Raw genomic sequence first — 25,906 nt, 5'->3', positions numbered from 1 at the left:
CGAATTCGCGATAGCTAGCTCTCCCCTAGCTCACCGCTCAAACGGTCATGGATCCGGCGGCTCTTCTCACTCATGCCCGCAATCACCAGACGCTTTCCCTGTTCGGCATATGTTGCCTCAACGCTGTCGAGCGCGGCGACCGATGACGCATCCCAGACCTGCGCTTGAGACAAGTCCAAGCACACGAGGTCCGCGTCCTCGCCGTACCGGAACATCGTCGTGAAATCGTTACTCGAACCGAAGAACAACGCCCCACGCACCTTATAGACGGCTTGGGCCACCTGATCCGCTGGTGTATCCGCAGAAAGGACGTTGCCTTCCTCGTCCTGCAGTTCCCGCTCGACCCGCACCACGTGAGCAACCTGACGCACGAACACCACAGCGGCAGTCAAAACACCCACGATCACGCCGATCGCAAGGTTCGAAGTCATCAAAACCACAGCGACCGTCACCAGCATGACTACCGTCTCTGACTTCGGGAGAGTGCGCAGCGTACGTGGCTGAATCGAGTGCCAATCAAACGTGGCGATACACACCATGATCATGACCGCAACCAATGCCGCCATCGGGATCTGCGCCACCCACTGATCGAATACCAGAACCAGAACCAACAGGAACGCGCCGGCACAGAATGTAGAGATACGTGTGCGTGCACCTGACACTTTGACGTTGATCATGGTCTGCCCGATCATCGCGCAACCACCCATACCGCCGAAGAATCCGGACGTGATGTTGGCGAGACCCTGACCCCAGGATTCACGCTTCTTATCTGAAGAAGTACCGGTGATGTTGTCAACCAGCTGGGCCGTCAACAATGACTCCATGAGACCCACCAAAGCCATCGCCGCGGCATACGGGGCGATGATCTGCAGGGTCTCCCACGTGAGTGGAACATTCAGGATGAACAGCTGCGGTAACCCATGCGGTAACTCGCCCTGGTCGCCAACCGTCGGAACCTTGATATCGAAGATCATCACCACAGCGGTAATCACGACCACCGCTACCAGTGGCGGCGGAACAGCGCCGGTGATCTTGGGGAAAAGCCACAGAATCACGATCCCTGCCGCCAGAAGCGGATACACAACCCACGGCACATCAATCAGTTGCGGCATCTGCGCCATGAACACAAGGATCGCTAACGCGTTCACGAACCCGACCATCACCGCACGCGGCACAAACCGGATCAGCTTCGATACACCCAGGAGCGCGAAAACAACCTGGAAAACTCCGGCCAATAAGACGCAGGCAATGAAGTAGTCAAAACCGTAATCCCGCATCAGCGGCGCAATCACCAACGCGACAGCCCCCGTAGCGGCGGAAATCATCGCGGTACGGCCACCGGCGATCGCGATCACGACCGCCATGATGAAAGAAGAAAACAGGCCCACCGCAGGGTCCACGCCCGCGATGATCGAGAATGAGATCGCCTCCGGGATCAAAGCCAACGCCACCACGAGACCTGCCAAAACCTCGCGCACCAGCTTCCGCGGAGACTTCAACGCGCCCAGCGTCGAAATATCGTATTGCCTCATCAACGGATCGCTATGCGGCTTATTAACCTGTCCCGGCGACACCCTTACTCCTCATATACAGACTCATCTTGGACGCTGCCTCGATACCTTAAGCGTAGGCCTTCGCAGGTCTTTGGACAGCTAGACTGTTCGCTATGTCTGTTTCTGAGTTGTCTGCGAGCACCCAGGACTATCTGAAAACCGTGTGGTACCTCGGTGAGTGGTCAGATGCCCCGGTCACGCCGAAACTGATTTCGGATCGGATGGGGCTGAGGCTGTCCTCGGTATCGGATGCGGTGCGCAAACTCACCGAACAAGGTCTTCTTGATCATGCGCCGTACGGCGAAGTGACGTTGACGGATACGGGGCGCGCGCACGCGATTGCGATGGTACGCCGGCATCGTCTGATCGAGACGTTCCTGCTAGAAACCCTTGGATACCGATGGGATCAAGTGCACGATGAGGCCGAGACACTCGAACACGCGGTGTCTGATTTCATGATCGAGCGCCTCGACGAATTCTTGGGCCACCCTGCTCGTGATCCGCATGGCGATCCGATCCCAACGACCGACGGCGATGTGGCACGCCCCAACGCAACGCTCCTCACCACGCTCGCGGCGGGCTCGAAAGCTCGGGTCGAGCGGATCTCTGACGATGATCCGCAACTGCTGCAGTTCTTTGCAGAAAACGGCATACATTTCGGCACGCTGCTCGAAGTGCACCCGAGCGCGCCTTATTCAGAAACCGTGGAGCTTCTTGTTGAGGGGCAAACCGAACGGCTCATGCTAGGGCGTGCTGCTTCTGATGCCGTTTGGGTAGAAGCCTTGTAGCTAACAGCACAGCACCGAACACAAGCCCATAGAACAGCGACATACCCGCACTTGTTGCAGCATCGAGCACATACGCTATCCAGAACCCAGCCAGCGCGCCCACGATGGCGATGAGCACAGTGAGCGCGATCATTGCCGGTAAACGGGTGGTGAGCAGGTAAGCTGTCGCGGGCGGAACAACCACGAGGGCGATAACCAGGATCGCGCCGGCTGCGTTGAACGCGGCAGTCACGGTGACGGAGACGAGGAACATGAACGCAGTATTCATGAGCCCGGAGCGGATGCCGAGGCTGGTTGCGAACTGGGGATCGAAGGTTGTGACCTTGAGCTTTGAATAGAACAACATAAGGAACACGATGTTGATCAGCAGAACACCCAGCATCACATAGAGGTAGGCAGGCCCTAAGTGTGTTCCTGCGATGATGAGGGGCTGCCAGGCCGCGATGTTGAGGTCGCCTGCCAGAACCGCGTGGGTATCAAGGTGGATGTTCGCGAATTCGAGGGTCACCAAGATCACGCCGGCACTGAACAGGGCGGGGAAGATCAGACCTTGCGGGGCGTCACCGGACAGTAAGCCGGTGCGGGCGAGCCATTCGCTTCCCAAGACTACAGCTAACCCTGCCAGTGCAGCCGCGAGGATCAACAAAGGCGAGTTGAAGTTGCGGGTGAGGAAATATCCGAAGATGATCCCGGGGAAAATCGAGTGGCTGATGGCGTCCACGAGCATCGAGTTTCGCCTCAACACAACGAAAACGCCGGGCAGTGCGCAGGCGAGCGCGGTCACTACCGCAAGCAACATGGTCCCGAGTAAGAAGCTCATGCGTGCCCGCCTTCCTCGATCAGTTCCTGTTTAAGGCTCGCGCGTGCACGGGCGCGAGAAACGGCACGAGTGATGATGCTGCGCCGTGGCGCGAACAAGAGCGAAAACAGGAAGATCGTAAACAGTGTGAGAACGATGAGCGGCCCGGTTGGAACTTTGCCGAGCACAATCGACAGGTATGCCCCTACCCCGCTGCCGACGCCACCGATCACGGCCGAGAGCGTTACCATGCCGGGCAGGGTCCTAGTCCATTGTCTAGCCGCTGCAGGTGGGGTGACCACGAAAGCAACCATGAGCACTAGACCCACGGCTTTGACGCCGATCACGGTCGCGATGACGATGGTCGCGAACATGAGGGTGTCGATGGTGCGGGCCCGGAACCCGAGCACCGTGGAGTGGTCCGGGTCGAAGGTCCGTAGCGTGAATTCTTTCCAGAACACCACCACGAGGGCGAGCACGATCACCCCGATGCTGATGCTGGTTACCAGGTCCGCGACGGTGACCACGGAGGCGTTACCAAACAGGTAGTCTTGGATGCCGCCTTTGCCTGGGTAGGCGCCGTTGGCGATGATGCGCATCAAAAGCATCCCGCCACCGAAGAAAACGGTGAGAGATATCGCCATCGCGGTGTCGATACGGATCTTGGAGATGCGGCTGATGCCGTTGGCGATCAGCACCGCGATGGTGCCTACGATGACTGCGCCGAGGATCAGGCCAAGCATGTTGCGGCCGTCAGCGCCCAGCACGCCGACCGCGGTGAGGAACGCGAGCAGCGTGCCTGGCAGAGCGGCATGAGAGATCACATCGCTGATGAGCGACTGTTTACGCAGATAAGCGAAGGAACCGAGCGCGCCCGCGACAAGCCCGATGGTCATGGTGCCGAAGAACACCATCCGGTAGGTGTGATTGCTGAAGAATTCGATAAGGCTCACGACGCGGACTCCAGGAACGCTTCATCCGTTACTGAAACCTCATAAGCGATGCGGATGTTCTCCCGCGTGAAGGCTTGTTCGGCCGGGCCGGAGGCGATCACGCGCCGGTTCAGTAGGGTCACGTAGTCGCAGTATTGGCGTACGGTTGCGAGGTCGTGGTGCACGATCACAACGGTCCTGCCTTGCTCTCTGAGGGTGTGCAGAACCGAGACGATAGCTTGTTGGCTTTTCGCGTCGATGCCTTGGAACGGTTCGTCCATGAAGTACAGGTCGGGGGCCTGCACGAGTGTGCGGGCGAGGAACACGCGCTGTCGCTGCCCTCCGGAAAGCTCACCGATCTGCCGCGAAGACAGATCAGCGATCCCCGTCTGTTCGAGGGCAGCGACAGCGCGGGCGCGTTCCTTCTTACCTGGCCGACGAATCCAACCGAGCGATCCGTACGTGCCCATCGTGACCACATCGAGCACCGTGGTCGGGAAATCCCAATCGACACTCGTAGTTTGAGGCATATAACCAACCCGTTTGCGCGCACGCGCCAGCGGTTTACCGAAGAACTCGGACGTGCCAGTCAACGGCTTCACGAGCCCGAGCATCGCTTTGATGAGGGTTGATTTCCCTGCGCCGTTCGGGCCAACGATTCCCATCACAACCCCCTGCGGGACCGTGAAGTCAACGTTGCGTAGAACCGGCACCGCATCGTAGGCAACCGAGAGGTTATGGGTACGGCACGCAGGCGTGGCGGCGCCGTGAAGAGGGCTACCCTCTTGTGGATCTGGTGTTGCGGCAGGCCCGCGTGGATCGCTCAGGTTGGTCACGTCTACTCTCCTGAGGTTTTCAGGGCGTCAGCGATAGCGCGGGCATTGTGTTTGAGGGCACCGATGTAGGTGTCCATGGGTGCCTCAGCGCCCAGGGAGTCTGCGTACAGCTCCTGGTTGGAGACCTTGACGTGCCAGCCATGGGAGCGGACAGCTTCTTTAAGGCTCGTGATCGCCTGGGGGTTAGCTTGGTTGTCCTGGAAGATCACCGGGACCTTTTTATCGGCGATGAACTTCGCGAGTTTCGCCAGCTCAGAGGCGCTGAGTTTCGCTTCGCTGGAGACGAAGTCGGTCGCGTGAACATCAAGGTCGAAGGTTTTACCGAAGTAGTTGAAAGCGTCATGACCAGTAACCAGGATGCGGGGGTTGATTTTGCCTTCTGCTAGAAGGCCGCGTGCCTCATCTACCGCTGCATCGATCTCCTTGAGGTACTTGTCGGCGTTCGCCTTGTATTTTTCGGCGTTGTCCGGGTCCACTTCGGCGAACTTATCGGCGACGTTCTTCACAACGAGCGACCACGCGTCAGGGCTGTTCCATATGTGCGGGTCATGCAACGCATTTCCCTGATCATCAGTTTCAGGCCAGTCCAGCAAGAGGTTCTTGGGGAGGCTCTCCCCCACGGCCACCTGCTTGTCACCGAGGCTTGTGAGCAGGTCCGTCATCTGGGCTTCCAGGTGTAGGCCGTTCCAGAACACGAGATCTGATTTCTGGATGGTCTCGATGTCTTTGGTGGACGGCTGGTAGGTGTGTGGGTCGCCGCCGGGGCCGACCATGGTCGTGACTTCAGCATCGGGCGCGATGTTCTTGACCGCATCAGCGAGGTATCCGGTGGTCGCGTAAACCTTGATCGATTTGCCGTCACCGCCCGCCTCGGTGTTGGAACCGCTGTCAGAGCATGCTGTGAGCCCGAATGTGGCAAGTACGGTGATCGCGATTATAGAGAGGAGTTTCTTGATGTGCTTCAAGAGAGGCAACCTTCCAATGTCAGTAAGTGGGTGAAGGGATTTCCACCCACTAGGACTGTTGATGTGCCCCGCCCAGAGCGCATCATGATGGCATGCCTAAATATAATGTTCGATGCGCCGTAGTTGCAAACAGGGATAGCTCGTAGTCGATTCGAGGAAGGTGAATTTGGCGCGTGATCTACCGGAAGGGAGCGCAAGCAGGCCGCGTATAAGCAGTGCAACCAAGCAGCCTAAAAAAGAGCAGAAACGAAAAGAGCGGTGTTGTAACCAGACCTATTCGGTCTGCGTTACAACACCGCTCAGAAAACGTGCGCGAGGGGGGACTTGAACCCCCACGCCCTTGCGGGCACTGGCACCTGAAGCCAGCGCGTCTACCAATTCCGCCACTCGCGCGTAAACTTATTCATTCCCTCCACGCCTGATGTGAAGACCACAGTGTGAACACATCATGTGAAGACAACAGAGAAAAGCTTAACTGAGGTTCCAAAGATTTCATAATCGACACATCCACCACCTCGTCACAGTGCCGCTCTGAGTGCCACATTGAGGCGGCTGTAACGCACGGAGATTGCGCTGATTTCAGACAGGTTGAGGCATGAACAGGTGCTTTAGGTAAGATCGGAGAACGATGTGCCCCGCATCCGCCGTGCCTGAAAACCAGAATCACGGCAGAACACGGGACGCACCGTAGCGCCTCGTGAACCGCGAGCACACAGCAAACACAGTTGAGAGGAGGTTCGTTGTGGGAATTGTCAGAGGATTCGAAAAAGGACTCGAGCGCCTCGTTTCACGCGCATTCCGCGGCAACTCCAACGGGACCATCAAACCCGTAGAGATCGCCAATCTGATCCGTAACACCATGGATGACGAATCTTTCTCGATCTCAGAAGGCCGCACCGTCGCACCGCACTCCTTCACAGTCCGGCTCGGCGCCGACGCGTTCGACCAGGCACGCGAATGGGGTACCGCGCTCGCCCAAGAACTCGCTGACGTCGCACTCGAACACGCGCAGCGCCAAGACTATTCACTACGCGACGCCGTAACCGTAACCTTCCGCAAAGACGAATCGATCCAGCCAACACAGATCGAAGTCGATGCCTCCCTCGGCGGAACCAAAGCACCAAGCACGCCACAGCCCCGTCCATCCGCGCGCCCACAACTGAGCTCCGCGGAACAACAAGCCAGCACCCAACACATCCGCCCCACCGGCAACCGGACACCCGTCATCGAAATCGACGGCAACCGTTACGCCCTAAGCGGCGACAGCGTCGTCATGGGCCGCGCAGGCGATGCCGGACTCCACATCAACGACCAAGGCGCCTCCCGCCGGCACGCCGAAATCGTGCGCCGCGGAAACCGCGTATTCATCCGCGACCTCGGCTCCACCAACGGAACCTACGTCAACGGATCCCGCATCGAAGGCGACGAAGAGCTACTCGACGGAACGATCATCTCGATCGGTCACGCCCGCCTGACCTTCTCCTGGCAGGACGCCCCCGAAGGAATGAGCTAACCGCATGGTCCCATTGGTAGTGACGCTACTGCGTATCTCTTTCCTCGTATTCCTCTGGATCTTGGTCCTCATCATCGTGATGTCGATGCGCCGAGACCTCGGGGTAGGAAAGCGTGCACGCATACAGCCAGCCGGCGCCCCAGCAGGCCCGTCCGGACCATCCGGGCCTAGCCCCGGTATGCCCAGCCAGCCCTCACAGGCGCCCCGCAACATCGCCCACGCCCTCGTGGTTGTTGAAGGCCCCGGGGCCGGCACGTCAGTACGCCTAGCTGCCAGCCCGGTCCTGCTCGGCCGCGCGCAGGAAGCGAGCCTCGTGCTGATGGACGACTACGCATCATCCCGCCACGCCCGCTTGTTCCCGCAAGGAACCCGCTGGTTCCTCGAAGACCTCGGATCAACCAACGGAACCTATGTGGATGAAGTACAGCTGACCCGCGCCCAGCCAATCGAGGTCGGCCAACGCATCCGCATCGGCAAAACCGTGATGGAGCTGCGCCCATAATGGCCCTATATTTCGACTTTGCCGCCCACTCCGATGTGGGCTGTGTACGCCGCAAAAATGACGACTCCGGATACGCGGGCCGTCACTTCGCGGTCGTCGCTGACGGTATGGGCGGCCACGTAGGCGGTGACGTCGCCTCCGCATCGACCGTGCTGGACCTCGTCCACCTAGACCGGCCCGATGTCGAGGAACCCAACACGATCCTCGCTGACGAGATCCAGTCAGCGAACATCATCCTCAACGAACTCGTTGAACAAAACCCCAAACTCTCCGGTATGGGAACCACCGTCAGCGCTATCCTGCTGGAAGGTTCCGAACTGCACCTCGCCCACATCGGCGATTCACGCGCCTACCGGTTGCGTGACGGCGAGTGGGAACAGATCACCAAGGACCACACGTTCGTCGAAAAGCTCCTCGCTGAGGGTCGCATCACCGAAGACGAAGCGAAAATCCACCCGCATCGCAACGTGATCATGCGTGTTCTTGGGGACTCTGACGCCTCCCCCGAACTCGATATGTCTGTAATCCCCGCTACCGCCGGGGAACGCTGGATGCTGTGCTCCGACGGCGTGAACGCCGTGGTTTCCGAGGAAGAAACCGAGGAGATCGTTCGTAGCGCCGCGACTCCGCGGGAAGCCGCGGACCGCCTGGTTGAGCGGACCCTCGAACTCGGTTCACCAGATAACGTCACTGTCGCTGTCGTGGACATCGTGGACGATGCTGACAAACCACTGTCGGAAGAGTTCAGCAACATAGAGATTCCCACCCCTGACACAGGTCAGATCGAGGTCGCTCGCGGCGGTGACCTCGCCGCTAATCAGGCGCTGTTGCGTCACGCGATGGCTAACCGCCCGCACGAACTCGTTGGCGCCGCGCAGCTGGCGACCGAGTCGGGGCAGATCCCGATTGTCACGCAGCGTTCCGGTGAGCGTCGCGCGGCAGCGCTGCTTCAGCATCGTTCTACCGAACGTGAACGCCAACTGGCGCTCGCGGCACTTGATGAGGAGCCGCCACGGCGTCGGTTCGCGTGGGTTTTGCCTACCACGCTCGTTGTTTTGGTGCTGATCCTGCTCACGGGCGGCTACTTGGGGTACGCCTGGACCCAAACCCAGTATTACGTGGGGGTCCACCAGGGTAAGGTCGCGATGTTTAAGGGTATTTCCCAAGACCTTGGCCCTATCAAGATGTCGAGTGTGGACACCGAATCGAAGATTCCACTCGAGGCGCTGCCCGAATACACCCAGACCCAGCTTAAGAGCGGCATCGCAACACAGTCGCGTAAGGATGCCCAGCAGATTATGCACGATGTGCGGATCACCGCCCAGCAGTCGTGCCCTGTTGTGGCGCCAGCACCGCCTGATGTTGTTGCGCCGGATAGCTCCGGTAAGGGTTCGCAGTCCTCGCCGGAGAAGGCACAGGACGGAAACCCTGGTGATGAGGCTCCGGAGTGGTGCCATGAGTTGCGTGGTGATGTTGAGTGAGCGTTACCGCGAATCGTGCAAAGAAGTTGCCAACCCGGCGTAATACCGAGCTCTTCTTGCTCGTTCTTGCGTTGGGTGTCACGGCTTTAGCGGAGTTCTTGGTTTCCACAACTGCGGGTTCTTCGCGTAATGATCAGTCGTGGCTTCCCAATATTCTCGTTCTGGGCGCCTTTGGCGTGGGCGTGAACATTTCGCTACGCATCTGGGCTAAATATGCCGACCCATACATACTTCCTGTTCTGGTTGCGCTGAACGGGATTGGCTTGGCGATGATTCACCGCCTCGACCTCGCTGGACCGCCCGAATTGGCCACCGCGGCTACGTCTCAGCTGCTATATTCCGGCGTCGGCATGGCTTCTGCCGTCATCATCCTGTGGGTCATCCGCGATCACCGCGTACTACGCAAGTTCACGTACGTGTGGCTTGCAGTCTCCGTCGTATTGCTGCTCTTGCCGATGGTTCCCGGCCTCGGTTTCGCAACCTACGGCGCCCGAATTTGGATCCGCATCGGCTCGTTCTCGGTTCAGCCTGGTGAGTTCGCCAAGGTCACCCTCGCAATCTTCTTCGCCAGCTACTTGGCTTCCAAACGTGACCTCATCCTCCTGGCAGGCCACAAGATCGGTCCCCTCCAGTTGCCTCGCTATCGCGACCTAGCGCCTATGTTGATCGCATGGTGCATTGCGATGGGCATCATGGTGATGCAGAGGGACCTCGGTAGCGCCCTGATGTTCTTTGGCCTCTTCATGGTCATGATCTATGTAGCAACCGGCAGGATCTCCTGGATCCTCATCGGCGGTGGGCTCGTTGCTCTCGGCGGCCTCTTCGCCTACATGTTCATGGGGCACGTCCGGGCCCGTTTCCAGATTTGGTACGACGCTTTCAACCCAGACATCTACTACCGCGACCCAGGCGGCAGCTACCAGGTGGTTCAGGGCCTATTCGGTATGGCTCACGGTGGTCTTGGCGGCACTGGACTAGGCGCCGGCTCCCCTGAACGCATCCCGGTAGCGAAGTCAGACATGATCTATGCCGCTCTCGGTGAAGAAATCGGCCTCGTTGGCCTCTTCGCCGTTGTCATGTTCTTCTTGCTGTTTGCCTCGCGCGGTATCCGCGCGGGCCTGGGTGCCCGTGATGGCTTCGGCAAGCTACTAGCCACCGGACTGTCTTTCGCGGTCGCGTTCCAGTTCTTCATCGTTACAGGCGGCGTGCTGCGCATCATCCCATTGACCGGCTTGACCACCCCGTTCATGTCCGCAGGTGGTTCATCCTTGCTTGCTAACTGGGTTCTAGCGGCCGTGCTGCTGCTCATCAGCCACAATGCGCGGCGCCCAGCAACCGGTGGGTTGCTCACAAGCGAAGATGATTCGCTACTGGCAAGCAAACTTTCGGCACCTGAGACGCCGTCTGCTCTGGACGCGCGTGAAGACGACCGGCCACGCCCCGAAAGCAACCACACTAGCCAGGCAAACCGGCCGAACCAGTCCAACGCTCGCCCAGGTGCCCATCCAGAGGCTCGCCCAAGCGGCCGCCGCGCCGCACATCGGGCAGGACACCAAGGCCATCGTGATGATTCCCGCCCTAGTGATGCCCGTCCGAACGCAGGAGGTGCTACGTCAGCATGAATCCAGCAATCCGCCGTACCTGGCTGGCTGTCGTAACCCTGTTCGTAGTTATCCTCATGGGCACAACCTATGTTCAGTTCATCGGTGCTGAGAAGCTCAACACCAACCCGTTGAACAGTCGACCCATCCTCGCTAACTATGACCGCCCGCGTGGCGCGATCCTTGTGGACGGCAAACCGATCGCCCAGAGCGTGAGGACTGAAAACGGTCCATATAAGTTCAAGCGAACCTACACGGATTCCAAGCTGTACTCCGGCTTGACGGGCTTCTACTCGATCAACAGTGGCGCAACCCAGCTTGAATCGACTCAAGAGTCGACCTTGTCTGGCACCTCCGATGATCAGTTCTTTGACCGTTTGAGCAACCTCTTCACGGGCAAGGAAGACCGCGGCGCTGATATCGAGCTGACCATCGACCCGGCTATCCAGAAAGCCGCCTACGATGCGTTACCGGACGGTAAGCAGGGTTCCGTTGTTGTGACTGATCCCCGCGACGGACGGATTCTCGCGATGGTCAACAAGCCGACCTTCGATGCGAACGAGCTGTCTGTAGAGAACGCGGATCAAGCTAAGCAGAACCGCGCCAAGCTCGAATCTGTTCCGGGGCTGTCGGTCAACTGGAATCCCGCTGTCTATGACCGCATCCCGCCTGGTTCCTCGTTCAAGTTGCTGACCCTGATCGCGGGGTTGGAGACAGGCGATTTCCAGATGGATGAGGAATATGACAACCCTCCGTCCTGGTCACCACCTGGTACGGAGAGGGAGTTGAAGAACTTCAGCGTCGGTATTTGCGCTAGCAAGCCGGATAAGGCCCCGCTTACCTTCATCGTTGCGCAGTCCTGTAACACTCCGTTCGCTCAGGTTGTTCAAGACATCGGTGCGGACAAGATGAAGGACGTCACCAAGCGGTTCGGTTTCGGTGAGAAGCCGGACTGGATGGGTTTGGCTCCAACCTCAGCATCGGTGTGGCCGGACACCTCCGACCCCGCGCAGCTGGCGTACTCGTCGTTCGGCCAGTTCGATGTTCAGGCAACCGCGTTGCAGATGAACATGGTTGCGATGGGTATCGCGAATGACGGGGTGATCATGCGTCCGCAGTTGATCAAGCAGGTCACGAGCCCTGACCTGCGTGTTTTGAGGCGTTTCAAGGCCGAGGAGTTTGGCCGCGCCACCAGCTCTGAGGTAGCTCAGGATATGACCAAGCTGATGCGCGAGCCTGTGAAGTCGGGTACCGCAACGCGGGCGCGTGTGTCCGGTGTGGACCTTGCAGCCAAGACCGGTACCGCAGATATTGGCGAATCAGGCAAGGTCAACGGCTGGATCACCGGTTTCTTCCCAGCAGATGAGCCTCAATATGCGGTCACGATTGTTGTCAAGAACGTCACTTATGAGGAAAGCGCTGGCTTGTCTAGCACCATCATGAGCAAGATTGAGAGGGCGGTGATGAACCGATGAGACCATCCAGCGGAATGGTTCTTGGAAGCCGCTATAAGCTCACTGACCGCATCGCGATCGGCGGTATGGGTGAGGTTTGGAAAGCTCTAGACGATGTCTTGGGCCGGGTTGTTGCCATCAAGATCCTCAAAGAGGAATATATGGGCGACCCGGGCTTTAGGGAGCGTTTCCGGGCTGAGGCTCGGCATACGGCCCTGCTTAATAATGACGGCATCGCGAATGTTTACGATTACGGCGAGGCCGATGGCTCTGCTTATCTGGTGATGGAGCTGGTTCCCGGCGAGCCGCTTTCCACCATCATTGAGCGTGAACGCAACCTGAACTCTGATTTCACGCTTTCGGTGATCGCTCAGACGGCGCGCGCGTTGGGGTCTGCGCATGCGCGTGGTTTGGTGCACCGCGATGTGAAGCCGGGCAACCTTTTGATCATGCCGTCCGGCAAGGTCAAGATCACTGATTTCGGTATTGCGCGTTTGGCTGATCAGGTTCCGTTGACTGCTACGGGCCAGGTTATGGGTACAGCGCAGTATTTAGCGCCGGAACAGGCTACCGGGCAGCAGGCTACGGGCCAGTCTGATCTGTATTCCTTAGGCGTTATCGGTTACGAGTGCTTGGCTGGTCGCCGCCCATTCACGGGTGAGTCGCAGATCGCCATCGCGTTGGCGCAGGTCAATGACAACCCGCCGGCGTTACCTGACACGGTGGATGCCCCGGTGAATGCGCTCATCATGTCGATGCTGGCTAAGGATCCTCTGAACCGGCCGGCTAACGCATCGAAGCTGGCGATTGCTGCCGATGCGTTGCGTGCGGGTCGTGTCTCCGATGCGGTTGCTGCGGTGCCGGGGATGAAGTTGTTCCTGAATCAGGACTCTGATGCCGCCAATGACGCCCCTACTGCCGCGACGACCGTGGTTGATTCTCAGGACGCGAACCCGTCGACCTCCCAGTTGCCTGCAGTGGATTCTGTTTCTGGGTCCGCGGCCCCTTCCTTCCCGATGTTCGAATCGGGTGAGGAAGAAGGCGGCTTCCCTGGGCCTTCGGATCCGGATGATGATGAGGATGATGGCGGTAAGAAGACGTGGCTGTGGTGGCTCATTGGTCTTCTGGTGCTTGCGCTGATTATTGGTGGCGCGGTTCTGATTCCGAAGTTGACGGGTGGTTCGGCGAAGCCGAGCCCGTCGGTGAGTGAGTCTGTTTCGGAGTCAGAGTCTGAATCCGAATCTGAATCGGAATCCGAGTCTGAGTCCAAGAGCGCGGACGATACTGTGCTGGTGACCAAGTCGAAGTACCTTGGCCAGCCGTATCAACAGGCCATGGGTGAGCTTGAATCGCGTGGCTTTAAGGTTGAGGCAGAGCCTCGTCAGGTTTCCTCGGCGTCTCAAGCGGCTCGGGTTGTGGATATCGACCCGACGGGTGAGCTCGAGAAGGGTAGCAAGATCACCATCTATTACGGTGCGTTCACTTCTCCGCAGCCGGCCCCGTCGCCAACTCAGCAACAACCGACTCAGCAGCCGCGCCCTTCGCGGACGCAGCAGCCGAGCCCAACTCAATCTGAGCAGCCTTCACAGACAGAGCAGCCAAGCCCGACCTCGGAGCCGCCTAGCGAAACTGCGCAGCCGAGCGCAGAGCCTAGCCAGAGTGCCCCGCAACGATCAGGTAGGCCGTTGCCATCCATTGACCCTCCAAGTAGCAACTGAGGTGACTCGTGACTGAGGACGAACAGCAAGACCGCCCCCGTCATCGGGAGGAAGAGCAGGCGGCGCAGCCACGCCAGCACACTCTGAATGATCGTTATGAGCTTGACCGCTTGATTGGCCGCGGGGGCATGGCCGATGTGTGGCTGGCTCGCGACGTTTTGTTGGGCCGCGATGTAGCCGTGAAGATTCTGCGCTCCGATTTGGCGCGGGACCCTATTTTCCAGGCTCGTTTCCGCCGCGAAGCGAAGGCTGTGGCTGGCCTGAATGACCCTACGATCGTCTCTGTTTTTGATACTGGTGACACGGATGTTCGCATCCCGGGGGAGCATTCGAGCCTCAAGGTCCCGTTCATCGTGATGGAGTACGTGGCAGGCCATACGCTCAAGGAACGCCTCAAGCATGGCCCGTTGTCGCAGAAGGACGCGATCAACGCGACCCTCGGTGTTCTAGCGGCGTTGTCGTCATCTCATAAGCAAGGCATTGTGCACCGCGACATCAAGCCTGCCAACGTGATGGTCACCAATTCCGGGTCTATCAAGGTCATGGACTTCGGTATTGCGCGTGCGTTGGCGGATTCCGCCGCGACCATGACACAGCCACAAACGGTTGTGGGTACTGCCCAGTATCTTTCACCTGAGCAGGCTCGTGGCGATGATGTTGATCAGCGTTCGGACCTGTATTCGGCCGGTTGCTTGCTGTTTGAGTTGTTGACGGGCCGCCCTCCTTTCCAAGGCGATTCTCCAGTTTCAGTCGCGTATCAGCACGTGAGTGAAGCTCCACCGCGTGCTCAGCGTTTCAACCCTGAGATCCCGCAGGCTATGGAAGAGCTTTTGCAGGTCGCGTTAGCCAAGGACCGCGAGGACCGCTACCAGACCGCGGATGAGTTCGCCGCTGCGTTGCGTTCCGTGCAGCGTGGAGAGACACCGCCGTCGCCGGCTACGCTCGCGACGCGCACCCTGCCTGCTGCGGCACCTGCGGCAGCGATTATGGGTGCAACCCAAATGCCGCAGAACGGCTCTGGGCATGCCATGAACGGGCAGCCTTTGAACGCCCAGCCTGTTGCGTTGCAGGAAAGCAATGACGATGAGGAGCTTGAGGAGCGCGATAGGCGCAGCCGGAAGGGTCTGTGGATCGCTTCTTCGATCTTCGGTGTGTTGCTGATCGTCGGCGTGGTGTTCGGGCTGCTGTGGATGCAGGCTGAACGCGAAAGGAACGCGCCAGTCAACATTCCTTCTTTGGAAAACCTCTCTCTCGAGCAGGCGCAAGCGAAGCTGAGTGAGCTTGAACTCAACTATGAGGTCAAAGAAGAGCACTCGGATTCCGTTGATGAGGGCCATGTGATCTCGACTGACCCTGCGGCTGGCACGAGCGTGAAGAAGCAGACCGTGGTGACGCTCATGGTTTCTGAGGGTACCGATAAGGTTAAGGTTCCCCGTGACGTGATCGGTAAGAATGAGCGCGAAGCCCGTCGAATCTTGGAAGAAGCGAAGCTCACGGTTTCGGATGACGTCAAGACGAAGGACTCCGCTAGCGAATCGCAGGGGACGGTGCTTGAGGTGAGCCCGAAACCTGGGACTGAGTTGCGTTTCGGTGACGAAGTCCAGTTAACAATTTCTTCGGGTGAGGTCAGCCTTCCTGACGTGACGGGGCTTGAGGAATCCGAAGCCGTCAAGAAGTTGACCTCGGATGAGTACAAGCTTGAGGTCCAGGTGACCCGCGCCGTGGATGATTCTGTTGACGAGGGGACCGTGGTTTCTCAGCGTCCAGGCAAGGGCACTAAGACCTCGCCGGGCAGCATCGTTGTGATCGTGGTTGCGGAGGCTCCGGAACAACCGAGTGAAAGCCCGTCCGATGAGTCTGAAGATGGGGGAGATGAATCCGATTCCGGAGAGGATTCTGAGGAATCCCCGTCCTCAACCATCGGAGCCGACGAATAGTCTCGGAATCGTCGAGTAGTCACCGTTGACCATCGGCCGCTATCTAGTATCAGCGGCCGATGGTCATATCAGCGTTCGGCCTTGCCACACCGGTTGCTCGCTTATGCCGTAGAGGCCGCTGACTAGCGCTGATTGACACTACTGATGAGCGGGCTGAGTTTCTCAGCCCGCTCTGTTGCGCCCGGCAGGCCAAGGGCTTCGAGCCAGTTACCGAGCATCCGATAGCCGTCTTGTGTCAGGACGGACTCGGGATGGAACTGCACACACCATGCCAGTGCGGTCTTGTGAGCTAGCCCCATGATCACCCCGTCCTGGGTTTGGGCGGTTACCTCGAGATCATCTGGGACCGTACCGGCTTGCACTGCCAGCGAGTGGTACCGGGTTGCTGTGAACGGATTGGCGACCCCTTCGAACATGGGGTGGCCCGTGTGTTCTACGAGTGAGGTTCGCCCGTGCATAAGCTGTTCTGCGTGGCTCACTATGCCGCCGAACGCCTCAGCTTGAGACTGCAGACCTAAGCAGACCCCATACAGCGGAATATTCCGTTCAACACATATACGGATTAGACCTATGCTTATTCCGGCATTTAGTGGATTGCCTGGGCCGGGGGAGATGAGTACGCCATCGAAATCTTCTGCTAGATTCCGGGCTTCTTCGAGTGAATATTCGTCATTGCGAATAACTCTGACTTGCGCTCCGAGCTCACGGAGATAACCCACCAGCGTATAGACGAACGAGTCATAGTTGTCGACAACAAGTACCCGACCACCCTGCAACGATTCCTGACGCTGCGCTGCCTCAGGGCTCAGCCGCTCGTGCGCACGGCCCCCTAGTTGGTACCCGTGTGTCACTTGCCTCCGCCTAACGTTCCCAGAATGCTCCCGCTAACCGTGGAGTCTTGCCACGGGCTATAGGGGTTCAGCAGAGGGAAGACGTAGTTCATTAGCAAGAGGATCACAAAGACTGCAAGGAGGATCGCTTGGAGTACCCGGATCCATAGTGGGCCAGGTAGGAGCCTGAAAATGAAGCCGTACATCAGCCGTTTCCTCCCGTAGTTTTAGTGACGATGTCTTCGATTTCGGCAGGGATTGGTTCACCGCGTTTAGAGAAGTCGGTTTGTTCGAAGGTTGAGATGATGCGCTCGGCCATACTGAACGGCGGATGGCAGGTTGTCAGCGTCATAAGTTTCTCTTGCGGTTTCGCTCCGGGCTGGCCAGGTACTGGAAGTAGTACGTCGGATTGCTCCGGGCTGACGTACTGGAGTTGCCGGAGCTTATATGAGTAGATGCCGTCCTTGGTTTGAATGTAGGCGGTGTCGCCTTCGCTGAGTTTGTCCATGTCCCAGAACACTTGCCCGTGGGTTTGGCGGTGGCCAGCGAACGCTACGTTGCCCTTCTCGCCAATCATTTGGGTTTGTGGGTAGCGGCCTACGCCCACGGTGTTGAGGACATCCATCCCAATGCCTTCAGCAATGGGCTTGGCATAGTTGTGGCCGAATTTAGGGATATAGAGGATTCCCCAGGTTTCCCCTTCGATCGGGGTAGTGGGTTTACCGTCCTTGCTCTTCTTCTCGGCTTGATCCCATTCTTGGGTGACCTGGCTGATGGCGTTTTGCTGAACGGATTCGGCTTCGATGTTGGTCCACCACAGCTGCCAACCAATGAAAAGGAGGACGAAGAGACCTGCGGTGAGCAAAAGTTCAGCGATGATCCCGATGATCACTGACCCGACGCTGCGTCGCCTGCGAGGCCGTCGGGCAATTGGCTCTGCTGTCACAAGCCCCTCCTGAGTTTGTTAGCTCTATTGTGGACTCTTTAGCATTTTCAGGGTTATGTACCGTTAGAATGTGATGTTGAGCCCGAGCCCGGGAACACTAACCAATATTACAACCTGTTCATATCCAGGTGTTGAACACTGAGCCGTTGACACCGCTACGTTGAATGGGTTGAGGAGGACACGTGTCTGAATCTTCCAAGCGCGCATCTTCTAATCCGAAGAAGATTGGGAACCCTGCTGCACGTAACGCTGCGATCAAGCAGCAGGAGCTGACTCGTCGTCAGCGCCGTGAAGCCAGCGAGTTCCAGCCTGTTTCTCCTGTATATAAGGCCATCATGTTTGGCTTCATGATTCTCGGTCTGGTGTGGATCGTGACGTTCTATGTTGCCCACATGGTCGGTGTCGAGTTGCCGATCCCGAAGATCGGTAACTGGAACATTCTGATTGGCTTCGGTATCTCCATGATCGGCTTCATCATGATGTTCGGCTGGCGAGAATAGAGCCAGTCATCTTATCTACTCAGCTTTTGAGGGGCGGAAGTTCGCATGAGTTGCGGGCTTCCGCCTCTTTCGTATCTGCCTCAATAGGTGCGTGTGCTCAGCTCGATACGAGTTTGAGCCCAATCACGCATGCGATCATCCCTAACAGGAGAAGCACTTTGATGATGCTGAAGTTTTCGTCACCGGTGATCATCCCGTAGGCGACGGCCGCGGAGGCTCCTATAGAGACCCAGATGGCGTAAGCCGAACCGGTTGGCAGGGTTTTCATGGCCCATGCAGGCCGAGAAACGGCAGCTGTGGATGACAAGAGCTGTGGACGTGTGAACTTGAGTTATCCACAGGTGGGGATAAAGTGTGTGGATTGCGAAATATTCTCACAGTCTATGCACAGAAAGATGTCCGGATCCCCGGAATCACAGTTATCCCCGTATCTTAAGATCTGAAAGATCTTTCATAAATCACAACGGTGTAAGTTCTCCACACTGTGGAAAACGACTGTGGATAAACATGAAGATAACGGCAGGTGGCGAAAATTAACGAGAATTCCAAGATTCTGTCAACACCCGTGCACAAAGTTATCCACAGGTGGGGATAAAAAGTGGGAAAACATTCGAACATATCTTCGCTAGTGCTTGCTTTAAGTAATCTTTAAGCTGGATCTTGGCCTAGGTTATAGTTAGCACAGTTTTTCTTCGAATATTTGTCCCTTATTCGAATTACACCGTTGTGTTCTTGTCCACACTGTGGAGAACCACTGTGGATAAGTAAAGACGCCGCGTGCTTTACGCGGCGTCTGGGCTAGAGGTCAGTCAGGATGAGGGACAGGGGTCGCCATCTGGTGCAGGGGTCGCCATCAGGAGCAGAGGTCAGGGTCAGTCCTCAGCCCTAGGTCAGGCTCACAAGGCTTAGCTCGCAATGTTGTACGTCACGGTGTTGCACATCACGGTGTGATGCCGTATTTCGTGAGCGTTGATGTTACGTGGCTCGTGCTCAGCCATACGGCGAGGGCAACCACTCCGGCATAGATCGCAACTTCTGCAATGCGGCGCGGTACTTCCGTCACGATCTTCTGCCGCGACACGGAGGGTTTGATTCCTTCTGTCACATCGAAGAGGTCGCTTACACGTTCAAGAACATAGGGCTGGAAGCGTGCGGTCGCGCCCAGCACGATACCTGTGATTGCTCCGCCGAGGTGGCCTTCCCACGAAACTCCTGGCATGAACAGCCCCTGGAGAAACATGATGACCACAACGGTCGTGAGGCTTGCGAACGCCGTGGTTGCTCCTTTACGCAGGACCATGAGTAGGGAAGTGCACAGGGCGAAGATCCCGCCGGAGGCACCCAGCGCCCCGTCGATGGGGCTTGTTAGCAATACGACCGCGGCACTTCCTCCCACGACGCCTACGAGGAAGACTGCTATGAACCGGATTGTGCCTAGGATCCGTTCGAGCAGCAGCCCCACGTACCACAGCATCAGCAGGTTACTCAGTAGGTGCGCTGAAGGCAGGAACTCGGTGCTGTGGACAAACCCTGAACTCAATAGACGCCACGGTTGCTCGTTAACGTAGACCCCGCGGATCAACATGTCCTCGGTGAAGCTTTCCACCACAAGCTGGACGATATAGAACGCCACCAAGACCACAGTGATGATGATTGTTCCCGGGTAACGCACCAGCAGATTCCTCATTGATATCCCCGTTCGTTTGATGTCTCCATGGTGAGAGCCCTTAAAGGCAGGTGCCCCGGCGCTGTTACAGCACCGGGGCACCTAAGCGAGCCACAAGTTACAGCTTCTTAATATCGATCGAGGAAATAACGACGTCCTCGAGTGGCTTATCGGCCGGGCCCGTAGGGACTGCGTTGAGCTTATCCACGACGGCCTTGGACGCATCGTCCACAACCTCACCGAAGATGGTGTGGTTGCCCTGCAGCCATGTGGTTGGCACGGTCGTGATGAAGAACTGGGAACCGTTGGTGCCGCGGCCCATCCGCTTACCTGCGTTGGCCATCGCGAGCTTATACGGTTCAGCGAACGTCAGTTCGGGATGGATCTCGTCATCAAACTGGTAGCCCGGGCCACCGATGCCGCGACCCAGAGGGTCACCGCCCTGGATCATGAAGTCCTTGATGATGCGGTGGAAGATGGTGCCGTTGTACAGGGGAGTGCCTTTACGGGCTTCACCCGTTGCAGGGTCGGTCCATTCTTTCTCGCCGGTTGCCAAACCAACAAAGTTCTCAACAGTCTGTGGCGCGTGGTTGCCGAACAGATTCAGAACTACGTCGCCCAAGCTCGTATGAATAGTTGCTTCATGCGTTGCAATGCTCATGCCCCCATCATCCCATGAGGCGCCCCTGTCTATGTGGCCGAATCATACGCGTTCAGTGAACAGGTTGGGGCAAGTTCTACAAATCCCAACACAACACCTCGTTTTCCGTCTAGGGTAAATGTATGGAACAACGTCTACTCATGTGTGGACGAACAACTAAAACAGGAGAGCAGTCATGAAAGACCGTTCAGTTAAGAAGACAGAAGGCGCAATTGCCAGCACTGTCGAGAATGTACGCGATTGGGCTGCTCCTAAGCTCCATGCGGCCACCGAAGCGCTTGCTCACGGTTATGAGCAGGTTTCCCCGGTTATTGCCGATGGTTTGAACACCGCTAAGGAGAAGGCAGCAGACATGATGGAAAAGGTTCAGGACGACGTCGTCCCCGCAGCTAAGGACTTCGCCTCCCGCGCGCAAGAAACCGCTAACGAGACCTTTACGAACGCTAAGACCAAAGCTTCCGAGCTGGCAGCCCAGGCTCAGGCTGGAGCTAACGCTGGCCGTGCAGAGTTGGAAAAGTCCGCTAAGAAAGCGAAGAAGGGCAAGAAGATGTCCAAGCGTCAGTTGAAGAAGCAGGCTAAGCAGGCGGCCGAGGCGGCTCGTAAGGCAGCCGCTAAGGAGCGTAAGAAGCAGAAGAAGTCCGGCGGCAAGAAGTTCTTCTTGTTCGTCCTCTTCGCAGCGATTGGTGCTGCCGCTGTTGCTGCTTGGCGTGCATCCCGTCCAGTCGAGGACCCTTGGAAGAACCCTGCTCCTCAGGAGAAGGCCCCGACCTTGGCTTCGAAGCCAGCTTCCGAGAAGGAGTCCACTGTGGAGAAGGCTAAGGACGCCGCTAAGACCGGTGTCGATGCCGCTAAGGACAAAGCTGCAGACGTCAAAGACAAGGTAGCCAGCGACGACGCTAAGCACGCCGTCAAGGAGGCTGCTGGCAAGGCTAAGGACGCCGCTGGCACCGCAGTTGACGCCGCCAAGGACAAGGCTGCAGACGTCAAGGAGAAGGTCACTGGCGAGAAGCCTAAGCAGTCCGGCCGCCGCGCAGCCGATAAGCCAGTTGCTGAGAAGCCGGCTGCGGAGAAGCCGCTGAAGAACGCAAGCACCGGTTCGGATAACCCACTGAACAAGTAAGCGTTCCCGCTCGCAGACAGCGAGCTCAAAGACGCGAGAGCGCCCCCTCACCACACGTTGGTGAGGGGGCGCTCTCTTTATGCCTCGCTTCCTTTAACGGCCCTCACAAGGGCGTCAACAGGCCCACGGGGCGTCAAGGCGCTCAGGCCCTTCCCCTGAGGCCCTCCTGAGCCACCGGCCCATCAGTCTGCGCCTAAGGCTCCACAGGCAACCAGGGTTAAGGGTCAAAAGGGGCCGCGCGGGGCTTAGGGCTGTCCCGCAGCCTGGTTGCGCAGTGGCCGTGAGTTAAATGACGAAGGTCCGGATGACCTTTCGATCATCCGGACCTTCACTTTGTGGAGGATAGGGGACTCGAACCCCTAACCCTCTGCTTGCAAAGCAGATGCGCTACCAATTGCGCCAATCCCCCATGGTGGGCGTACCTGGAATTGAACCAGGGACCTCATCGTTATCAGCGATGCGCTCTAACCGTCTGAGCTATACGCCCGCACCATTTCCGTCTCTCACTCCGTGAGGAGTTTTGCTACGGAATTCCGCTAAGGAATCTTTCTTCAGTCGATTCTATTCCTAGAACCTTCTTGAACAAAATCGAAACGAAATCTAAACTTCAACTTTGCATCTCTCAATTTTCAAGAGATTCAGTATTCAGTTCTCATTCGTTTTGTTTCCTTAGCAGGAGCAACGTTGAAAGACTCTACCTGGTTTCTTTCTAAGTTCCAAATCGAACGTGATGTGATGTGAAACTCACGTAAACCGGACGAGACCGCCAACGTCACTGCAGGCGTCTAGTCGTCAGTTAACGTTACCGTAATTCCGCCAACAAGGGAAGCCGACAAGTTATAGATCACGGCAGCCACCATCGAAAGCACCGTCAACAGAATCACGTTGACTACCGCGATGATCACCGAGAAGCTCGTGACGTTACCCATCGACACATAATCCTTGACATCAAACTTCTTGCCTTCACCCATAATCGTGCCCAAGAAGTTGTTGATCTGGTCAAGAACACCAGCGACGTCGAAGATAGCCCAGAGCACCACAGTCGCAACAACCGTGACCACGCCCAAAGCCACAGACAACAAGAACGCAAGCTTCAAAACGCTCCAGATGTCCACCTTGGACACCATGAGGCGTGCCTTACGCACCTTCGCCTTAGGCGCAGGGCGCACCAGGGTAGGGTTACTGCCACGCGCATTAGCTGGGCGAGCCCCCGACGACGCCGGACGAGCCTTCCCCTGCGAACTCACCGTTTGCGGGGCCGGGCTACGGCCCTTCCCAGACGACGCGTTAGGCCGCTGCGCACCAGGATTCTTTGAGGTACTCACTCGTCTCCTCCGTCAGTTGGCTCAGAATCAGCGCCCTCGCCCTGATCATCTATCTGCACTTCAGCAACTGTACCCGCTTCGGTACCCTCCACGTCTACACCTGAAGTATCAGTCTCGTCATCGCCGGCTTCCTCACCGGCAGCTTCCAAGTCATGATTAGCGTTCTTCGCAACCGCAAGAATGTGATCCTTCTTGTCCGGCTTAGCGAAAATCACGCCCATCGTGTCACGGCCAGTAGGCGAAACCTGGTTCACAGCCGTACGGACAACCTTGCCCGACTGCATCACAACCAGGATCTCGTCATCTTCCTGAACAACCTTGAAACCAACCAGCTCGCCACGATCCTCAGGCAAGTTCGCAACCTTAATCCCGAGGCCGCCACGACCCTGAACACGGTAATCCGATACCGGGCTGCGCTTGGCATAACCGCTATCCGTGACAGTGAAGACAAACGAAGCCTCATCGTCACGAACAACACTCATACCCAACAGTTCATCGCCTGCGCGGAACTTCATACCCGTAACACCAGACGTCGCGCGACCCATCGGGCGAAGAGCGTCATCAGTAGCCGTGAAACGAACCGACATACCCTTCTTCGAAACCAGCATCAGATCATCATGCTCGCTGGCCAAACCAGCCGAAACAAGCTCATCACCCTCACGCAGATTCACCGCGATCACACCGGCCGTACGGTTCGTGTCGTACTCCTCCAAACGAGTCTTCTTAACCAAACCATTACGGGTAGCCAACACCAGATACGGCGACTGCTCATAATTCTCCAGCGCCAAAACCTGCTGAATCTGCTCGCCAGGCTGGAAAGCCAACACATTCGCCACATGCTGACCCCGCGCATCGCGCGCAGCCTCCGCCAACTCGTAACACTTCAAGCGATAGACGCGGCCGAAGTTCGTGAAGAACGCAATCCAATGGTGGGTCGTGGTCACAAAGAAATGCTCCACAACATCCTGGCCACGCAACTGCGCGCCACGAATGCCCTTACCGCCACGGTTCTGCGCCCGATAATTATCAGAACGCGTCCGCTTGACGTAGCCACCCTGAGTGATCGTGACAACCATTTCCTCAACAGGGATCAAATCCTCAACAGACATATCCCCGTCATAGCCACGCACAATCTCAGTGCGGCGGTCATCACCGAAACGCTCCACAATATCCGTGAGCTCCTCAGAAATCACCTCACGCTGCAACGTCTCAGAAGCAAGGATCCGCTCATAACCCGCGATCTCCTCCATCAACGCGTCATACGTGTCCTGGATCTTCTGACGCTCCAACGCAGCCAGCCGGCGCAACTGCATATCCAGAATCGCGTTCGCCTGATCATCATCGATCCCCAAGAGCTTCTTCAAACCCTCACGCGACTCATCAACAGTCGGTGACTTACGGATCAACGCAATCACGTCATCGAGCACATCCAGCGCCATCAACAAAGCAACCTGAATATGCGCCAAAGCCTTGGCCTTCTTCAAACGATGCTTAGTGCGGCGGACAATCACATCGATCTGGTGATTAATCCAGTGAATAATGAACGCATCCAGCGAAAGTGTGCGCGGAACACCGTCCACGAGCGCCAACATGTTCGCCGAGAAATTCTGCTGCAGCTCCGTGTGCTTATACAGGTTGTTCAATACAACCTTCGGGACAGCGTCCCGCTTCAGGACAATCACCAGACGCTGACCAGTACGGCCAGAGGTCTCATCCCGCAAGTCCGCGATGCCCTGAATCTTGTGGTCCTTCACAAGATCAGCGATCTTGATCGCCAAATTATCCGGATTCGCCTGATACGGAAGCTCAGTCACAACCAAGCACGTACGGCCGTCGATCTCCTCGACATTAACCACCGCACGCATCGGGATAGAACCGCGACCAGTGCGGTACATATCCTCAATACCCTTACGCCCCAAAATACGGGCACCCGTAGGGAAGTCCGGGCCCTGAATGCGCTGCATCAGCGCCTCAAGCAACTCCTCACGGCTCGCATCCGGATGTTGCAGAGCCCACTGCACACCATCGGCAAGCTCACGCATATTATGCGGAGGAATATTCGTTGCCATACCAACGGCGATACCAGCCGAACCGTTCGCCAACAGGTTCGGGAAACGAGCCGGCAAAACAGTCGGCTCCTGGTTCTTGCCGTCATAGTTCGGCATGAAATCCACGGTGTCCTCGTGGATATCCCGAACCATCTCCATAGCCAACGGAGCCATCTTCGTCTCCGTATAGCGAGGAGCCGCAGCGCCATCGTTACCCGGAGAACCGAAGTTACCCTGGCCCGTAGCCAACGGGTACCGCATGACCCAATCCTGAGTCAGACGCACCAACGTGTCATAAATCGCCAAATCACCGTGCGGGTGGAAGTGACCCATCACCTCACCAACAACACGGGCACACTTATTGAACCCGCGATCCGGCCGATACCCGCCGTCATACATCGCATAAATCACACGACGATGCACCGGCTTCAAACCATCACGAACATCCGGCAACGCACGGCCAACAATGACAGCCATCGCATAATCCAGATACGACTGCTGCATCTCAGTCTGCAGATCAACCTGCGAAACACGGTCACCAGCAACCACCGCGGGAGCCAAAGACTCCTCAGCGCCCTCAGCGTTCACATCCGGATCAGGAGTGTTGTTCTCACTCATCGAATTACAGCTTCTTCCTTAGCCTCAAAATCCAAAAGTCTTCCTCAGCAACAGCGCCACCGTCAGATCCACGTACTCGATCCACACCGTGAAACGCTGCGCACCCTGACGAA

General features: G+C 57.5%; 22 protein-coding genes and 3 tRNA genes. 10 read left to right on the top strand and 15 right to left on the bottom strand.

Translation table 11 applies throughout. The annotated features are described in order from the left end of the window. Positions 1–14: 14 nt before the first annotated feature. Positions 15–1,532, bottom strand: a complete 1,518-nt coding sequence (locus HMPREF3175_RS06500) for a SulP family inorganic anion transporter (RefSeq protein WP_070491400.1) — start codon at positions 1,530–1,532, stop codon at positions 15–17. A gap of 134 nt (positions 1,533–1,666) precedes the next feature. Between HMPREF3175_RS06500 and HMPREF3175_RS06495 the strand changes: the two genes are divergently transcribed. Next, positions 1,667–2,341 carry a metal-dependent transcriptional regulator gene (locus HMPREF3175_RS06495; RefSeq protein ID WP_035756047.1) on the top strand — a complete coding sequence of 225 codons (675 nt, stop codon included), beginning with the start codon at positions 1,667–1,669 and terminating at the stop codon, positions 2,339–2,341. Here HMPREF3175_RS06495 and HMPREF3175_RS06490 read toward each other — a convergent pair. The 5 genes from HMPREF3175_RS06490 to HMPREF3175_RS06470 all read right to left on the bottom strand — a co-directional run bounded on the left by HMPREF3175_RS06490 (position 2,292) and on the right by HMPREF3175_RS06470 (position 6,266). After that, complete coding sequence (locus HMPREF3175_RS06490) at positions 2,292–3,161, bottom strand: metal ABC transporter permease (RefSeq protein WP_035756049.1); 870 nt, start codon at positions 3,159–3,161, stop codon at positions 2,292–2,294. The two genes, HMPREF3175_RS06495 and HMPREF3175_RS06490, sit on opposite strands and share 50 nt — an antisense overlap. After that, positions 3,158–4,093: a metal ABC transporter permease gene (locus tag HMPREF3175_RS06485; RefSeq protein ID WP_035756052.1), complete on the bottom strand. Its 936-nt coding sequence runs from the start codon at positions 4,091–4,093 to the stop codon at positions 3,158–3,160. Before HMPREF3175_RS06485 ends, HMPREF3175_RS06490 begins: the two co-directional genes overlap by 4 nt. Then, a complete protein-coding gene (locus HMPREF3175_RS06480; RefSeq protein WP_232219274.1) occupies positions 4,090–4,908 on the bottom strand; it encodes a metal ABC transporter ATP-binding protein in 819 nt (272 codons plus the stop codon). The genes HMPREF3175_RS06485 and HMPREF3175_RS06480 overlap by 4 nt, the downstream gene beginning before the upstream one ends. Positions 4,909–4,910: 2 nt before the next feature. Then, on the bottom strand, positions 4,911–5,873 hold the full coding sequence (locus HMPREF3175_RS06475) for a metal ABC transporter substrate-binding protein (protein ID WP_198020643.1): 963 nt from the start codon (positions 5,871–5,873) through the stop codon (positions 4,911–4,913). A 309-nt stretch (positions 5,874–6,182) separates the two neighbouring features. Then, positions 6,183–6,266, bottom strand: a tRNA-Leu gene (locus HMPREF3175_RS06470). 349 nt (positions 6,267–6,615) lie between these two features. Here HMPREF3175_RS06470 and HMPREF3175_RS06465 point away from each other — a divergent pair. From HMPREF3175_RS06465 to pknB, 7 genes are read left to right on the top strand one after another with little or no spacing between them, the layout of a single operon-like run. Beyond that, the gene (locus HMPREF3175_RS06465; protein ID WP_035756054.1) at positions 6,616–7,386 is read left to right on the top strand and encodes an FhaA domain-containing protein; all 771 of its coding nucleotides are present in this window, start codon (positions 6,616–6,618) and stop codon (positions 7,384–7,386) included. Between the two features lie 4 nt (positions 7,387–7,390). After that, complete coding sequence (locus tag HMPREF3175_RS06460) at positions 7,391–7,888, top strand: FHA domain-containing protein FhaB/FipA (RefSeq protein WP_035756056.1); 498 nt, start codon at positions 7,391–7,393, stop codon at positions 7,886–7,888. Continuing rightward, complete coding sequence (locus HMPREF3175_RS06455) at positions 7,888–9,369, top strand: PP2C family protein-serine/threonine phosphatase (RefSeq protein WP_070491332.1); 1,482 nt, start codon at positions 7,888–7,890, stop codon at positions 9,367–9,369. Before HMPREF3175_RS06460 ends, HMPREF3175_RS06455 begins: the two co-directional genes overlap by 1 nt. Next, positions 9,366–10,991 carry an FtsW/RodA/SpoVE family cell cycle protein gene (locus HMPREF3175_RS06450; RefSeq protein WP_070491330.1) on the top strand — a complete coding sequence of 542 codons (1,626 nt, stop codon included), beginning with the start codon at positions 9,366–9,368 and terminating at the stop codon, positions 10,989–10,991. Before HMPREF3175_RS06455 ends, HMPREF3175_RS06450 begins: the two co-directional genes overlap by 4 nt. After that, positions 10,988–12,445: a penicillin-binding transpeptidase domain-containing protein gene (locus tag HMPREF3175_RS06445; protein WP_035756059.1), complete on the top strand. Its 1,458-nt coding sequence runs from the start codon at positions 10,988–10,990 to the stop codon at positions 12,443–12,445. Before HMPREF3175_RS06450 ends, HMPREF3175_RS06445 begins: the two co-directional genes overlap by 4 nt. Next, positions 12,442–14,142 carry a protein kinase domain-containing protein gene (locus HMPREF3175_RS06440; RefSeq protein WP_052048436.1) on the top strand — a complete coding sequence of 567 codons (1,701 nt, stop codon included), beginning with the start codon at positions 12,442–12,444 and terminating at the stop codon, positions 14,140–14,142. Before HMPREF3175_RS06445 ends, HMPREF3175_RS06440 begins: the two co-directional genes overlap by 4 nt. An 8-nt stretch (positions 14,143–14,150) precedes the next feature. Next, complete coding sequence (pknB, locus tag HMPREF3175_RS06435) at positions 14,151–16,079, top strand: Stk1 family PASTA domain-containing Ser/Thr kinase (protein ID WP_052048437.1); 1,929 nt, start codon at positions 14,151–14,153, stop codon at positions 16,077–16,079. A 122-nt stretch (positions 16,080–16,201) separates the two neighbouring features. On the opposite strand, the gene HMPREF3175_RS06430 is transcribed toward pknB, so the two are convergent. Together HMPREF3175_RS06430 and HMPREF3175_RS06420 are read right to left on the bottom strand one after the other, a co-directional pair. Beyond that, positions 16,202–16,855: an anthranilate synthase component II gene (locus HMPREF3175_RS06430; protein WP_070491398.1), complete on the bottom strand. Its 654-nt coding sequence runs from the start codon at positions 16,853–16,855 to the stop codon at positions 16,202–16,204. Between the two features lie 259 nt (positions 16,856–17,114). Further along, positions 17,115–17,855, bottom strand: a complete 741-nt coding sequence (locus HMPREF3175_RS06420; protein ID WP_070491328.1) for a class E sortase — start codon at positions 17,853–17,855, stop codon at positions 17,115–17,117. A gap of 182 nt (positions 17,856–18,037) precedes the next feature. Between HMPREF3175_RS06420 and HMPREF3175_RS06415 the strand changes: the two genes are divergently transcribed. Further along, positions 18,038–18,355 (top strand): cell division protein CrgA, encoded by a 318-nt coding sequence (locus HMPREF3175_RS06415; protein WP_232219275.1) that lies wholly within the window; start codon positions 18,038–18,040, stop codon positions 18,353–18,355. Positions 18,356–18,452: 97 nt separating this feature from the next. Here the strand turns inward: HMPREF3175_RS06415 and HMPREF3175_RS06410 are convergent, their stop codons facing one another. The 3 genes from HMPREF3175_RS06410 to HMPREF3175_RS06400 all read right to left on the bottom strand — a co-directional run bounded on the left by HMPREF3175_RS06410 (position 18,453) and on the right by HMPREF3175_RS06400 (position 20,682). Then, complete coding sequence (locus tag HMPREF3175_RS06410) at positions 18,453–18,623, bottom strand: DMT family transporter (RefSeq protein ID WP_070491326.1); 171 nt, start codon at positions 18,621–18,623, stop codon at positions 18,453–18,455. 672 nt (positions 18,624–19,295) lie between these two features. Beyond that, positions 19,296–20,042: a rhomboid family intramembrane serine protease gene (locus tag HMPREF3175_RS06405; RefSeq protein ID WP_083289464.1), complete on the bottom strand. Its 747-nt coding sequence runs from the start codon at positions 20,040–20,042 to the stop codon at positions 19,296–19,298. A 97-nt stretch (positions 20,043–20,139) separates the two neighbouring features. Then, complete coding sequence (locus HMPREF3175_RS06400; protein ID WP_035756067.1) at positions 20,140–20,682, bottom strand: peptidylprolyl isomerase; 543 nt, start codon at positions 20,680–20,682, stop codon at positions 20,140–20,142. Between the two features lie 175 nt (positions 20,683–20,857). Between HMPREF3175_RS06400 and HMPREF3175_RS06395 the strand changes: the two genes are divergently transcribed. Further along, positions 20,858–21,802 (top strand): hypothetical protein, encoded by a 945-nt coding sequence (locus HMPREF3175_RS06395; protein ID WP_070491324.1) that lies wholly within the window; start codon positions 20,858–20,860, stop codon positions 21,800–21,802. Between the two features lie 336 nt (positions 21,803–22,138). Here the strand turns inward: HMPREF3175_RS06395 and HMPREF3175_RS06390 are convergent. From HMPREF3175_RS06390 to gyrA, 4 genes are all read right to left on the bottom strand, one after another. Beyond that, positions 22,139–22,211: transfer RNA gene (locus HMPREF3175_RS06390), tRNA-Ala, on the bottom strand. A gap of 1 nt (position 22,212) precedes the next feature. After that, positions 22,213–22,289: transfer RNA gene (locus HMPREF3175_RS06385), tRNA-Ile, on the bottom strand. A 298-nt stretch (positions 22,290–22,587) separates the two neighbouring features. After that, complete coding sequence (locus HMPREF3175_RS10515; RefSeq protein WP_083285473.1) at positions 22,588–23,127, bottom strand: DUF3566 domain-containing protein; 540 nt, start codon at positions 23,125–23,127, stop codon at positions 22,588–22,590. Next, positions 23,124–25,793: a DNA gyrase subunit A gene (gene gyrA, locus HMPREF3175_RS06375; protein ID WP_070491320.1), complete on the bottom strand. Its 2,670-nt coding sequence runs from the start codon at positions 25,791–25,793 to the stop codon at positions 23,124–23,126. Before gyrA ends, HMPREF3175_RS10515 begins: the two co-directional genes overlap by 4 nt. Positions 25,794–25,906: the final 113 nt, after the last annotated feature.

This window comes from Arthrobacter sp. HMSC08H08, assembly GCF_001807575.1.
GTDB lineage: Bacteria > Actinomycetota > Actinomycetes > Actinomycetales > Micrococcaceae > Pseudoglutamicibacter > Pseudoglutamicibacter albus.
Note: the sequence above shows the minus strand (reverse complement) of the source record. Positions and strands in the feature narration are given on the sequence as shown.